Raw genomic sequence first — 13,254 nt, 5'->3', positions numbered from 1 at the left:
CTTCCTTTCCCTACTATCCTCTTTAAAAAAACTTATAAACTTAATACTTTACAATATTATCAAAGTAAAATATTCATTAAGTTCCATTTTTTAGCAAGAGTTTTATTTTTCACACAGAGTTCATTTTAAATGAATGAAGTGAAATCCGTGTGAACTTCATGTGAACTTTACCATTAAACTTACTCTTTTTGCAATGCTTTTTTCATATTTCTTATGTATTTCATTGAAAATTCGACATACCATTCATTATCTTAGTAAATATTTTTCTATCCACTTTGAAAAATTCTATTCATCTAACACAATGCAAAGAATGTATTACTTAGTATAGTTCCTCCCATGAAGCATACTCTTATCATGACAAAAAACACTTTTTTTATCAATAGTATAATATTTTTAGAAAACTATTTTTGATACTATCTATCACTTTTAAAAGATTTGACGATTTGTAAGATTTAACTTCAAAAATTCTGTTCTAATTTGACGAAAGTACACATTCCGCTACCCATTTTTAACTGTCTATGGAATTTATAGGGTATTTATATTATCATATATATAGTAGCGTCTTAATCTATACACATTTTATTTACCCTACACGGAAAGCAATTGAATTTTAAGATGAGCGTTTTATTGCTTGCAAATAGTGGAATCAAAAGGGAGGTATATTTATGAATAACATAATAGATGATCCTATAAATAAAAATATAGAACTGTACTATGCTTTTTTTCAATTCGTTTCAATTATTACCTTACAAAAAATATCAACTATTGAAACACGTAAAAACGAATTAAAAAATCAGATAAAAAATTCCTATCAAAAAAATCCTTACTACTTATAAAAAGGTGAACAGGTTGTATCCCTGTTCACCTTTTTATAAGTAGCAAAACCCCGATTGGTTCAAATAATAATTAGTGGGGGATAAACAATTCCCCCACTCGTTCCTACATTATTTATAAATTTTTACACGGTTTTCTAAAGGCTGGTATTCTTTTTCACCTGCAGGTACAACCGGTTTACCAAACGGCATTTGCGCAATAAGCTTCCAATTTTCTGGAACTCCCCATTCTTTTCTCACTTCTTCATCAATTAATGGATTGTAATGTTGCAATGTAGCACCAAACCCTTCAATTTCCAAAGCTGTCCAAATTGCAAATTGTAACATTCCAGAGGATTGCTGAGACCAAATTGGAAAGTTCTCTTTGTATAATGCAAATTTTTCTTGCAGTTCTTCCACCACTTCACTATCTTCGAAGTATAGAACTGTTCCATAACCACTTTTAAATGCATTCATTTTTTCTTCCGTAGAAGCGAAGTTATTTTCAGGTACAATTTTTCGTAACGTTTCTTTCGTAATATCCCATAACTTATCGTGTTGTTCTCCAAGCAAGACGACAACGCGAGCACTCTGAGAGTTAAAAGCTGAAGGTGTATGTTTTACAGCATGATAAATCACTTCTTGAATTTTTTCATCAGAAACTACTTGTTCTTTACTAATTGCGTAAATAGATCTTCTGTCTTCAATCGCTGAGTAAAAATCTTTTGCCATCATAATTCCCTCCAATTTTCATTTGAGGCTTTTTCCTATGTACACATCATATGCCCCTCAAAACTTATCATTAATAAGTTTCTAACTTTATAATATAAACAAACAATAATAAACTCAAATAATAACACTCACATTTTTTACCTTTTTACTTTATTAGTGCTAAAAAATAAAAGGCAATTTGCTGTTACCGATAGTACGTAACAACAAATTGCCTTTCTTATATGATGATCCAACTCAGTATTTCACTTAATTAACTAAGCCGAATGCATAAGACATTAGCTTATTCGTCTCTGTAAAACGCTTCGTTTTACCTTTTGTTCCCATAACAACTGTAATAATACGAGTATCACCTTGTTTTGCTGTACCCGTAAAACAATACCCTGCGTTATCTGTAAATCCTGTTTTTAATCCGTCTATTCCTTCTATATATAAAGCTTTATTATTTTTGTTTAACATATCATTTGTACTTATAACATTAATATTATTAAATGCTAACTGACTTTGACGTAAGTGAGTCACTTCTAATATTTCTGGGTAATCTTTTATAAGATGATACGCCAAGTTTGCTACATCACCAGCCGTCATTTTTGTTTCACTTCCATCGGGCTCTTGTAATCCAGAAGCATTTGCAAATTTAGCATGTTCCGACATTTTGAACTGTTTCGCTTTTGCATCCATAAGCTGAACGAAATCTTTCTCCGATTTTGCCATATGTTCTGCTAAAGCCACAGCTGAATTATTAGCTGACTCAATCATTAATGCATGATATAAATCTTTAACAGTTAATGTGTCATTAACTTGTACTGGGATTCTCGCTCCCTCTGTTTGTGCCGCTTTCGCACTCATTTTCACCGGATCTTCCCAGCGAACTTTCCCATTATGTACATTTTCTAATAGAAGATATGCTGTCATCATCTTAGACATACTTGCTGGCGCAAAAGCCTCATTTTCATTATGTTGATAAATAACATCTCCATTACTCGCATCAATAATCATAGCTGCTTTTGCATCAATTTCCGGTGGTATGTACTTTGGTGGGACTACTTTTTCAACTAATCCTGTTTTAGGTAGTTCTGCCACTTGTAAAGGTTGTCCCTCTAAACTTGTTGCACTCTTTTGAGTTCCTTGGAATAAGAACCAACATATCCCTAAAACAATGACTAATAGGACTGTCAGCCTTCCCCATTTTAACCGCTTCATTTCAAAACTCCTTTAACAAACCTTTTATACACTCACATTTAACCATAACAACTTTCCCTTTATATCGTCAAGGTAAAAAGCATATTTATTCATCTACAGCAATTATTATTTCAATGCATGTATGTTACAATAACAATACCGAAATATAAGAATATTCAATGATAAACCTTATGAATAAAACTATTAATTGAAGGGATTCATACAAATGCCACTTCCAAAATCATTAAAATACGGAGATACAATTGGGATTTACTCCCCTTCTTCTCCAGTAACCTACACTTCTCCTAAAAGATTTGAACGAGCGAAATCTTACTTACAACAGAAAGGATTTCATATATTAGAAGGTTCACTAACAGGTCGATATGATTATTATCGTTCGGGTAGTATACAAGAGCGTGCTGAGGAACTAAATGCTTTAATAAGAAACCCGAATGTTTCTTGTATCATGTCAACAATTGGTGGCATGAATTCAAATTCCTTATTGCCTTATATTGATTATGATGCTTTTCTAAATAACCCTAAAATAATGATTGGGTATTCAGATGCAACAGCTTTATTACTAGGGATTTATGCAAAAACAGGACTCCCTACATTTTACGGCCCGGCACTCGTTCCCTCCTTTGGAGAATTTGAGCCTTTTGTAGATGATACATACAAATATTTTGTAGAAACATTACTGCATGATCAAGCGCTTCCATACAACATAAAACAACCTTTATTTTGGTCAGACGAATTTATTAATTGGGAAGAGAAAACGAAAGAAAAAGAACTTAGACCAAATAATTGGATTTCTGTAACAAATGGACAAGCTACCGGACGGATAATTGGCGGCAACTTAAATACAATACAAGGAATTTGGGGCAGCTCTTTTATGCCATGTATTCAAGAAGGCGATATTCTCTTTATTGAGGACAGTTCAAAAGATGCAGCTACTATTGAAAGAAGCTTTTCATTCCTTAAAATTAACGGTATATTTGATAAAATTTCAGGTATCATTCTTGGAAAGCATGAGCAATTTGATGATTGTGGTACAAATCGAAAACCTTTTGAAATACTATTAGAAGTACTTCAAAATCAAAGAATTCCTTTTCTAGCCGACTTCGATTGTTGTCATACACATCCAATGATTACCATGCCTATCGGTGTTCAAGTAGAATTGGATGCAACAAATAAAACGATACATATTGTAGAACCTTGGAAAAAATGAATACATGGCTTTTATTGTTTTACAATAAAAGCCATGATACTATATAATTTGGAATGTGAAAGATTAAACTAAATACGTTCCAATATCTATCATTAAAAAAATTAGGTATAAATATATATTTATATGCAAAAGAGAGTGAATAAATGAAACCAACTATTAAAAATTACTTATTTTTACATGTAGCTTTTTTGATATATTCTATCATTATGGTTTACATGAAATGGGCGGCTAAATTCCCCATTGCTTCCATCTCATTTTTTATGGCTTATTTCGGACTAGTTATACTTTTATTTGGATATGCAATTTTATGGCAACAAGTAATTAAACATTTCGAAATATCAAAAGCATATTCACATCGCGGGATTATTATACTATGGTCAATGCTTTGGTCAGTATTTCTATTTGGAGATACGATTCAGTGGAATCATTTACTTGGTGCAGCTATTATTATCGTCGGAATTGTGGTGGTGACAAAAGATGAATAGTTATATGTTATTATTTATTTTCGGGATAATTTTAGCTAATTACTCACAAATATTATTAAAAAAAGCTACTTTGCAACAATACGATTCTAGAATAAAAGAATATGTGAATCCTTATGTTATTATCGGCTACTCTTTATTTGTAATTAACGCTGGATTAAATGTTATCGCCATGAAGGGCATGGTATTAAAACAAGCATCAGCATTAGAATCCTTAAGTTATATCATCATATTAATTTTCGGTTGGTATTTCCTAGGAGAAAAAATAACGAAACGTAAACTCATCGGCAACATGATTATTATCGTTGGTGTAATCGTTTATTGTATCCAATAGTAAAAGGCTCCGTTTATCACAAACGGAGCCTTTTACTATTGACCTAAATTTTGCACCTTCTCTTTCAAATCTCGAACTTGATCTACCGTCTGCATAAGCTCCGAGTTTTTAAACTCTTCTACATTCACTTTCCCTTCTTCTATCTTTGTCATCGCCGTATCAATTAACGTATTTAACTTTTCGTTATATCCGACGATTTGCTGATGAAGATCCTTTGCTACATCAGGCGGTGTTAATTCATTAAAAGCGGGTATATCTTGTTTAATTTCACTAAGCTTCGCTTCTAATTCTTTTCGAGCTTCACTATCATTAACAGCCTTTTCAGCTAATGCTGGTGCATCATTTGCAAACGCACTTATTTCATTTATATAGTCTGTCGCTTTTTGAGCATAATCTATGGAGTTCTTTCCTTGTTCTACTAGTGAACATCCCATTAAGCCAATTGTAACTATAAATACTACTAAAGTTGATTTTATTTTCATTTTAGGCTCCCTTCGTCTTTATAATTGTCTGTAAGTTTCTCTATCCTAACTTCTAGCTACATTACTTATAACCTTTTTTCAAATAGCTATTTACCCTCTTACATGCCCGATTACTGTTACAACATCTACTTCTATATGTACGCTAATAATATCTTCAATTATATCCGTATATCCTTGTCCTATAGCTGTTCCATAGTGTAATGTAAGCCCCTTCTTTTCATACACTGACTTTGGTACTGAAAAAATAAATCTCCTCAGATTTCTTTCATCAGCCGGTTCCATAATTAAAACAATCCCATCCTCATCAAACATATACGCTCGCCCTCCAACTTTACATTCACTATGGCTCAGTATTGCCTTGGTCAGCAAAATTTAAAACATAATACGTTTATATACACACTATGCTGCACCATAAAAATAAAAAACATTCCTTCTTTTTGTTAAGAATGAATGTTTTTTAAAAAATCAATTTCTAACTCTAGCATCTTTCTTTGACGAGGTTTTACTTTTCTTACGGGAACTCCCGCATAAATATACCAATCATCTAAACTCTCTTTTACCATACTCATCGCACCGACTGCCGTACCTTCTCCTATAGTTACATTTGGAAAAATAATAGAATTAGCACCAATAATCGCATGTTTTTTTAAAATAACTTTTTCTGTTTTCACATTCCTATATTGACTCGGAACAGTTGGTCCCATTAATGTATTCCCACTGAAATCATCTAGTACTGCATATACGATTGTTTTAGCTGAGATATTTGCAAAGTCATGCATTTCAATCCCAACTTCCCCTCCATATAACGCTGTATACGCTGATATATGCGAATAACTTCCAATTGTAATTTTGCCACTTAAAATGCAAAAATCATCAATCCTTACATGATTACCTACTGATATAACACCTGGATTATATATACTTGCTTTTTTACTAATCAATACATTCTTCCCAATTGATAAAAATCCAATTTTCTTTAGCTCTTCTTGACTATAAAAACTATTCATCTGCCAACACCGCCCTCTGACCTAAACATCTTACAATTTGTTCTACTATTTCTTTCGTCATTCCTTCCCATAAAGGCAAACTTACTATTCGTTTTGCTATTTTATTCGTTCTTGTTAAATCTGTAGACTTATAGTTTCTAAAAAGAACTTGTTGGTGGCAAGAGGGCGAAAAGTATAATCTAGCTTCTATTTTCTGTTTTTTCAGGTCTTCTATTACTTGTTTGTTGCGAACTTCTTCCGGACAAAGAATAGGCATAAATTGCTGAATAACTACTTCTGTCTTTTGGAGTTGCCACCCTTTTTTCATTAATCCATTACTTTGTAACAATTGTTTATACCATTCAGAAATACGGGTGCGTTCTTTTAATTTGTCATCCCATTTTTTCATAGTTGCAATCCCAATAGCGGCTGCATATTCAGACATTTTACAATTAAACCCCATCATCGTACATTCACGATTTGTATCAAATCCGAAATTCCCCATTCTTTTAATACGTTGTATATCTTCTTCATTTTTACTATATATGAGCCCTCCTTCACCAATTCCAAAAGGCTTTGTTGCATGAAAACTATATACGATCATTCCACTAAAATCCTGTCCATAATGCACACTTCCATTCATCAATCCGAATCCCGGTGCCGCATCTACGACAACCGGAACACCCCTCTTCTCTAATTCTTCATATTCTTCTAAGTTCATCCATGATCCAAAAGTTGCGTACGGGACAACAATCGCAACCTCTTCTTTTAATTCTTCAATCTTATCCAAAAGTACTGTTTTATCCATATACCAATCATCTATTGAAATATCAATAAAATAAGGTTCCAATCCACACCAAATAGCTGCTAATGGAGTCGCTGGGAATGTAAAACTAGGCATGAGAGCATATTTTCCTTTTTTTCTTTTCTTAAGTTGAATGGCCGCCATTAACCCTAACGTTGCGTTTGCTACTGTTGTAACAGCTCCCCTGTTCTGAAAAAATCCCGACATAATTGTTTGTTCAAAACGTTGATTTATAGGTCCGTAATTCGTATATATGTGAGATGTATCAATTTCCTTCAATTCATCCAAATACTCAATTACAGGTACAGTTGAAGCACGTAAAAAAGGAATATTCTCCATATCTATCTATTCCTTCCTATCATTTTCGGACAATATAGAGCATATCTGTTTCAGATAAGCCAAATTTCCTAGCACTTTTCATCCCTTGTTTTTCAGCTAGGTTATATAATTCCACCTTAAATCCCGCATTCATTAATCGTTGAATGAACCCTGATTGATTATAAATTCTCACATGATCTTCTTGACCAAAAGCTAATTTCCTCAATTGTGGAGTTACAATTAATTCATTCTCTATAATAGAATCCACATTCATTACGATGGGTACTTGAATAATTCCCCATCCACCTGGTTTTAGAACCCTATATAACTCTCGCATTGCTTTGCCATCATCAAGAACATGTTCTAATACGTGGCTACATAAAATTACATCAAAAGTATTACTATCATATGTAATGCTTGTAACATCAATTTCCTTCATTAATGGATCCTTTGGCTCTAAATCCCCACATACATACGTAATATTTTTATACTCGTTAAACCAATCTCTTACATTCGCTTCAGGTGCAATATGAAGCATAGTATATTTTCTACTTAACAAGTCCGTTTCCGTTTCAATGTACACACGATACAATCTTTCACGATCCATCGAACTACAAACTGGACATATCCCTGTATCTTTATTCCACATCTCAAATTTATATTTTGGAAAATCATAACGTGCTGGCCAAGGTGAAAATTTTTCAAATTGTTGATTGCAATATTGACAATAACAACATTCTTTCTCAAACATATGGGCAACTAGTTTGTTTAACCCCTTTTTAATCTTTTCATTATAAATTTGATCTAGTTCTCCATTTCTTACTGCATCCTTAACTATAAATCCCGCATTCTCTAAACAATAGGATAAGCTCTCTTTATAATCTCTTTCAGAACTTAAAAAACCACTATTATATGCATCTATAATTAATTCAATCCACTCGTCAATTGTCATTAAAATAAAATGCATTTGTTTTTGATTTTGTCCACTATGTTGTCTAAAATAACTAAGAGGTTCTTGTATATAAACTACTTTTCCTTTCCTCATCATGTCTAGCCAAGTTGCAATGTCATTAATAGCAGAATAAGCCTTCCCTTTAAAATACCCAAACTTCCCTTCAAACAATTCCCGATTAAACAAAACAGTTGTCGGCTCACCAACTATATTTTTCAAATTTTTTAACATATAATTCCCTAATTCTTTTCCTTCAAAAAGCGTAGTTTCTTTCGCGATTTTCATATTTAATGTTGAAGGTGGTAATATCTCTCCATTCTCATCAATCAGTTCACGATATGACGTCACAAATGAAATATTTTCTAACGTCAAAAAGTATTTCATCATTCTCTCGATCTTTTCATGATGAAATAAATCATCATCTAATAAAAAGTTTATATAGTCCCCATTCGCAAGTTCTACACACTTATTAAAGTTTTCAGCAACTAACGGCGTTTCATTTTTAACATATGTAATACACTTATATTCACGTAAATACGGTTGAATCATCGCATTGACTTCATTATTTGTACTGTCGTCAGAAATAATAATTTCAATATTTTCATATGTTTGATTCAGAGCACTATTAAGCGCCAATTCCAAGTAATACGGTCTATTGTACGCAGGAATAAGTATACTTACTTTCGGTAAAGGAGAATTATTATTTATATATTGTTTTTTCTTTTCTATGTTTATTTTCTTTTCTTTAATTTTTTGATAATAGTCTAATGTATATAATATTGATGATGGAACTATCCTTCTTGCATATTCTAGAAAATTAGTTATCGCTTCATCTAACTCTTTTTCGTTAGATAAGAAACCATATTTTTCTCCAGCTATAATACTATGTGAAAAATCTTCTAATCCATCCATCATTTTATTAGATTCATTTAACTGTTGATCTGGATGTAATCGAAAGTAACTCAGTGTCTCTGCAATATATACCGCTTTTCCTTTACTTAATAAAGATAACCATGAAGCTATATCTACGTTACAAAGATACCTCCTCTTATCAAAAATCCCATACGGTTCTTGTAAATCATTTTTACGAAATAAAACTGTTGTCGGTTCTCCAATATAATTTTTTTGATCGACAATTACCCTATTTGCTAATTCTGTTCCCTCTATAATCGTATCCTCTTTAAATAAACGGACAGTTGAATAAATATGTCGTAGTTCTTTCCCTTTTTCATCAATTACTTGACGATGGGATGTTACAAGCTTAATTTCATTATCTAAATCATTGAAAAAATACTTCATCATTTTTTCAATTTTATCCACATGAAAGATATCATCGTCCATTAAAAAATTTATATATTCACCGCTCGCTTTATTAAATAACATTAGAGCATTTTCAAACTGTCCGAGAGTTGACCTGTTTTTTATATAAGTAATATTTGAATGATCACATAAGTATTTTTGTAACACCTTTTCTGTTTCATCATTCGTACTATCATCTCCAACTATAATTTCTATATTAGAGTACGTTTGTTCCAGCACACTACGTAACGCCTCTTCAAAGTAGCGAGGACGATTATATGTAGGAATTAATACACTTACCAACGGAAGTTGATCTACCACCTCTTCATTTCTTTCAATACGAGTTCTCATTTTACTCTCTCACCTCTTCGCATATTATTTATATACGCGACACAAAAATCACATTACTGTAACCGAATGGAGCCTATATACTTTTATGCAGAAATGAAACGAAATATCATACTTTTCGTTCCTGAATAAACATATTTAATAACACGGACATTTTATTTGCACCTTTTTTATTCATATGATCACTATCATAAAAATCTTCATCACAAAATAATGGCGAATCAAATAAATCTATAATTTGAAAAGAATATTGAGCTTGAAAATCGTTTATAACTTTATAAAAATCTTCTTTTAATTTCTTACTACTACAATTGAAATAATGTGAAGTAACAGGGAATACAACAATTAGTGGTTTTATATCATGTTTTAAAAGTAATTCTAAATATGTTTTAAAAATTGTTTTATTTTCAACTAAAGTATGAGGATATGACAATTTAGCATGTGAAGCTGCTCTTATTTTTCCGTGTTCTTCAAAAGGAATGTGAAGAGGAGTGATATTCCATTCAGCATTTATCCAGGGCAATATCAATGATTCATCTGTTAGTTCGTCTAATAAAATATATTCAAAATGCAAATTAAAAATAGAAAAAAGTGGTTTCGGGGTATCTAGATGTGAGAATCCATCAGTGGATAGAGGAGAATGAACTACAGTATGATGGCCGTCTTGAAACAATGGATAATATACTTTGTGAATTCTATATGATTCAGATGATAACGACATGTCAAAGTAAAACGAGAAATAAGCTATTCCTATCAAACAATATTGAAAGGAATGATCGTTTGATAGAAGTTGTGATGCTATTAAATAATCATAGTATAAATCTTGCGATGGAAGTGTTAGTTTTATTGACTTTTTTGAGAGGAGCTCTGTACTTATGCCACAATGCGGATAAGACAAGCCCGTCGCAAACAATTCATATGTCGGATCACCCTTTGCTTTTTTCATAGAAATGTATAGAGACATAAGATCCGGATTTATTTGATAGATAGAAATTAATTTATTCCTCCATTCATACATGTATTTTGTTAAATTAATAATTTTTGTACTTTGCACGCCCCTGTTTATTAATTCATTTACAAGTTTTTCTGCGTCCACTCTCCAAATAACTATATATTGAAAAGAACTCTCTATACGAACAATAGCTGAAACGTCTACAACATGAACGATTGTTTTACATTTATTTTTGTCTAATGTATTTTGAATCTTCTCCCTTGATAATTCATCACTTAAAACAATAATTTTACACTGCTCCTTCACGTATATCCCCTCCATTATATGTATAATATGAAATTCATTTTTCATTCGTAACGATCATATACATTTGCCATCCATCAAAAAAAGAATAGAATATTTATTTTAAAACAAAAAATAGCTCCACCATTAGGCGTAGCTATTTTTCCATTACATACTTAATAAAGTGAAGCTTTAATCAGTGGGGGGTTTTTCATCCCCCACTGATTATTAGTTGAACCAATCGGACTTTTATGGGCAGTTGATCCCCCACCTAACTTCTTTGCTTTCACTGCATTTTAAGGTGGGGGTCTTACTGCCCATTAAAGTCGGATAAAATTATATTCCTTTGTCTAACTCATAAAGCATACGATACTTTTCATTTTCTTTCAGAAGTTGTTCATGACTACCTTGCATCACAATTTGACCACGATCAAGGAATATTACTTCATCAACATGCTCCATTCCTACAAGATGGTGCGTAATCCAAATTACTGTCTTTTCTTCCGTTGCAGAAAACATTGTTTCTATTAAAGATAATTCTGTCTTTGGATCTAAGCCGATTGTAGGTTCATCTAGTACAATGATTGGTGCTTCTTGCATTAGCGTTCTAGCAAAAGCAACCCGTTGTCTTTCCCCGCCAGAAAACCTTTTCCCCATCTCATGCATTTTTGTTTGTAATCTATCTGGAAGAGAAGCAACATGCGAAGCTAATTGTGCTTTCTCTAAAGCATTCCATATCTCTTCATCTGTTGCCTCTGGTTTGCCGATTCGCACATTATTCCCAATTGTCGTATCGAATAAATGCGGCTTTTGATTCAATACAGAAATATATTTTGATAAAAGATTCGTGTGAGCATGTTCACTATTCAATAAAACTTCACCCTGTAATGGGCTTAGTGCACCTGTTAACAATTTTAACAAAGTAGATTTTCCAGTTCCGCTTCTTCCTAAAATGGCGATTTTTTTTCCTGCTTTTATTTGTAATGATACGTCTTTCAATACAAATTCATTGCTATCTGGGTAACGATACGATACATGATTTAATTCAATGTCTATATGTTTTGGTGCAACATAATCTTTATCTCTAGGTAATCCCTTTTCATCCTGTAAAATACCATTACCTTCTACTTGATTGAGACGATGAGCGGATTCTACATATGATGGAATTCGATCGATAGCATCTGACAGAGGAATTAACGCGTTTGTGACAGATAACGTCATTAAGACGAAAGCCGCAATAACGGTAGGAGCAATCTGTTCACTCGCCGCCTCATTTCCAGTCCATATAATCATTGAAATAACTACAATACCCACTACTAATTGAATAATACTGTCCCGAATATGATTCCAGCGCTTCATTCTTTTTTCCGTTTTTAACAACTGAGCATTTTGATCTACATACTTATCAATGAATTCATCTTTTCTACCACTTGCTTGCCAATCAGATAATCCAAAAACAGCATCTGTTAGTTGTTGGTACAAACGGTTTCTTCCTTGCTTTAAAGTAACATGATGTTTCTTCATTAAAAGTAATGATATAAATGGAAGAAGAAAAACGATAATAGCCAACATACATGCTGCAATAAGTGCAAACACTACGTCAAATGTACCGATAACAAGTACGAATATGCTATATACAACTAATGCTAATATGCTAGGAAATATTGTACGTAAATATAGGTTTTGTAAATGCTCTATATCTTCGGATAATACGCCTAACATATCGCCCGTTTGAAATCGTGAACGGAAAAATAACGCCTGTGGTTCTACTATCCCATATAGTTTCGTTCTCATCTTTTCTAATATGCGTAATACAACATCGTGTCCAACTAAACGCTCTACATAATGAAATACCGCTTGTCCTATACTAAACGCACGTGTTGCAACGATAGGAACATATACAGCCATTACATTTTCTGGTCTAAGAGCAGATTTAGAGATTAAATAACCTGAAATGAAAAGTAGCATCGCACCTGAACTAACTCCAAGAAGACCAAGGAAAATAGTTACAGTCATTCTACCTTTATTTTGCTGTATATACGGTTTAATCCAGTTACTCATCT

At 32.6% G+C, this 13,254-nt stretch carries 13 protein-coding genes; 4 read left to right on the top strand and 9 right to left on the bottom strand.

The window, feature by feature from the left end; genetic code table 11:
• The first annotated feature begins 665 nt into the window (after nucleotides 1-665).
• Nucleotides 666-836 carry a DNA mismatch repair protein MutT gene (locus tag NST14_RS09960; RefSeq protein ID WP_229142992.1) on the top strand — a complete coding sequence of 57 codons (171 nt, stop codon included), beginning with the start codon at nucleotides 666-668 and terminating at the stop codon, nucleotides 834-836.
• A gap of 108 nt (nucleotides 837-944) precedes the next feature.
• On the opposite strand, the gene NST14_RS09955 is transcribed toward NST14_RS09960, so the two are convergent.
• Nucleotides 945-1,547 carry a nitroreductase family protein gene (locus tag NST14_RS09955; RefSeq protein ID WP_001993708.1) on the bottom strand — a complete coding sequence of 201 codons (603 nt, stop codon included), beginning with the start codon at nucleotides 1,545-1,547 and terminating at the stop codon, nucleotides 945-947.
• A 243-nt stretch (nucleotides 1,548-1,790) separates the two neighbouring features.
• The gene (locus NST14_RS09950; RefSeq protein WP_229142991.1) at nucleotides 1,791-2,744 is read right to left on the bottom strand and encodes a D-alanyl-D-alanine carboxypeptidase family protein; all 954 of its coding nucleotides are present in this window, start codon (nucleotides 2,742-2,744) and stop codon (nucleotides 1,791-1,793) included.
• 205 nt (nucleotides 2,745-2,949) lie between these two features.
• Between NST14_RS09950 and NST14_RS09945 the strand changes: the two genes are divergently transcribed.
• From NST14_RS09945 to NST14_RS09935, 3 genes are all read left to right on the top strand, one after another.
• The gene (locus tag NST14_RS09945) at nucleotides 2,950-3,951 is read left to right on the top strand and encodes a S66 family peptidase (protein WP_229142990.1); all 1,002 of its coding nucleotides are present in this window, start codon (nucleotides 2,950-2,952) and stop codon (nucleotides 3,949-3,951) included.
• A 143-nt stretch (nucleotides 3,952-4,094) separates the two neighbouring features.
• On the top strand, nucleotides 4,095-4,436 hold the full coding sequence (locus NST14_RS09940; protein ID WP_000805123.1) for an EamA family transporter: 342 nt from the start codon (nucleotides 4,095-4,097) through the stop codon (nucleotides 4,434-4,436).
• A complete protein-coding gene (locus NST14_RS09935; RefSeq protein ID WP_229142989.1) occupies nucleotides 4,429-4,767 on the top strand; it encodes an EamA family transporter in 339 nt (112 codons plus the stop codon). Before NST14_RS09940 ends, NST14_RS09935 begins: the two co-directional genes overlap by 8 nt.
• A gap of 35 nt (nucleotides 4,768-4,802) precedes the next feature.
• On the opposite strand, the gene NST14_RS09930 is transcribed toward NST14_RS09935, so the two are convergent.
• From NST14_RS09930 to cydC, 7 genes are all read right to left on the bottom strand, one after another.
• A complete protein-coding gene (locus tag NST14_RS09930; protein ID WP_000695301.1) occupies nucleotides 4,803-5,249 on the bottom strand; it encodes a DUF6376 family protein in 447 nt (148 codons plus the stop codon).
• 90 nt (nucleotides 5,250-5,339) lie between these two features.
• Nucleotides 5,340-5,561 (bottom strand): hypothetical protein, encoded by a 222-nt coding sequence (locus NST14_RS09925; protein WP_000459104.1) that lies wholly within the window; start codon nucleotides 5,559-5,561, stop codon nucleotides 5,340-5,342.
• Between the two features lie 128 nt (nucleotides 5,562-5,689).
• On the bottom strand, nucleotides 5,690-6,256 hold the full coding sequence (locus NST14_RS09920) for an acyltransferase (protein ID WP_001084169.1): 567 nt from the start codon (nucleotides 6,254-6,256) through the stop codon (nucleotides 5,690-5,692).
• Nucleotides 6,249-7,379 carry a DegT/DnrJ/EryC1/StrS aminotransferase family protein gene (locus tag NST14_RS09915; RefSeq protein ID WP_000427955.1) on the bottom strand — a complete coding sequence of 377 codons (1,131 nt, stop codon included), beginning with the start codon at nucleotides 7,377-7,379 and terminating at the stop codon, nucleotides 6,249-6,251. Before NST14_RS09915 ends, NST14_RS09920 begins: the two co-directional genes overlap by 8 nt.
• A gap of 19 nt (nucleotides 7,380-7,398) precedes the next feature.
• Nucleotides 7,399-9,960, bottom strand: a complete 2,562-nt coding sequence (locus NST14_RS09910) for a glycosyltransferase (protein WP_001260404.1) — start codon at nucleotides 9,958-9,960, stop codon at nucleotides 7,399-7,401.
• Between the two features lie 106 nt (nucleotides 9,961-10,066).
• Nucleotides 10,067-11,215, bottom strand: coding sequence for a hypothetical protein (locus NST14_RS09905; RefSeq protein WP_000662729.1), 1,149 nt, complete (start codon nucleotides 11,213-11,215; stop codon nucleotides 10,067-10,069).
• A gap of 312 nt (nucleotides 11,216-11,527) precedes the next feature.
• Nucleotides 11,528-13,252 carry a thiol reductant ABC exporter subunit CydC gene (gene cydC / locus NST14_RS09900; protein WP_163072623.1) on the bottom strand — a complete coding sequence of 575 codons (1,725 nt, stop codon included), beginning with the start codon at nucleotides 13,250-13,252 and terminating at the stop codon, nucleotides 11,528-11,530.
• Nucleotides 13,253-13,254 lie beyond the last annotated feature (2 nt).

This window comes from Bacillus sp. FSL W8-0519, assembly GCF_038005585.1.
Taxonomy (GTDB): Bacteria; Bacillota; Bacilli; order Bacillales; family Bacillaceae_G; genus Bacillus_A; species Bacillus_A paranthracis.
The sequence above is the reverse complement of the archived record's forward strand: the minus strand, read 5'-3'. Positions and strand labels throughout refer to the sequence as shown.

Coding starts and splice junctions, on each gene's coding strand:
- NST14_RS09930 (WP_000695301.1), bottom strand. CDS start 5,249: ATGAAAATAAAATCAACTTTAGTAGTATTTATAGTTACAATTGGCTTA.
- NST14_RS09925 (WP_000459104.1), bottom strand. CDS start 5,561: ATGTTTGATGAGGATGGGATTGTTTTAATTATGGAACCGGCTGATGAA.
- NST14_RS09940 (WP_000805123.1), top strand. CDS start 4,095: ATGAAACCAACTATTAAAAATTACTTATTTTTACATGTAGCTTTTTTG.
- NST14_RS09910 (WP_001260404.1), bottom strand. CDS start 9,960: ATGAGAACTCGTATTGAAAGAAATGAAGAGGTGGTAGATCAACTTCCG.
- NST14_RS09950 (WP_229142991.1), bottom strand. CDS start 2,744: ATGAAGCGGTTAAAATGGGGAAGGCTGACAGTCCTATTAGTCATTGTT.
- NST14_RS09935 (WP_229142989.1), top strand. CDS start 4,429: ATGAATAGTTATATGTTATTATTTATTTTCGGGATAATTTTAGCTAAT.
- NST14_RS09915 (WP_000427955.1), bottom strand. CDS start 7,379: ATGGAGAATATTCCTTTTTTACGTGCTTCAACTGTACCTGTAATTGAG.
- NST14_RS09955 (WP_001993708.1), bottom strand. CDS start 1,547: ATGATGGCAAAAGATTTTTACTCAGCGATTGAAGACAGAAGATCTATT.
- NST14_RS09945 (WP_229142990.1), top strand. CDS start 2,950: ATGCCACTTCCAAAATCATTAAAATACGGAGATACAATTGGGATTTAC.
- NST14_RS09920 (WP_001084169.1), bottom strand. CDS start 6,256: ATGAATAGTTTTTATAGTCAAGAAGAGCTAAAGAAAATTGGATTTTTA.
- cydC (WP_163072623.1), bottom strand. CDS start 13,252: ATGAGTAACTGGATTAAACCGTATATACAGCAAAATAAAGGTAGAATG.
- NST14_RS09960 (WP_229142992.1), top strand. CDS start 666: ATGAATAACATAATAGATGATCCTATAAATAAAAATATAGAACTGTAC.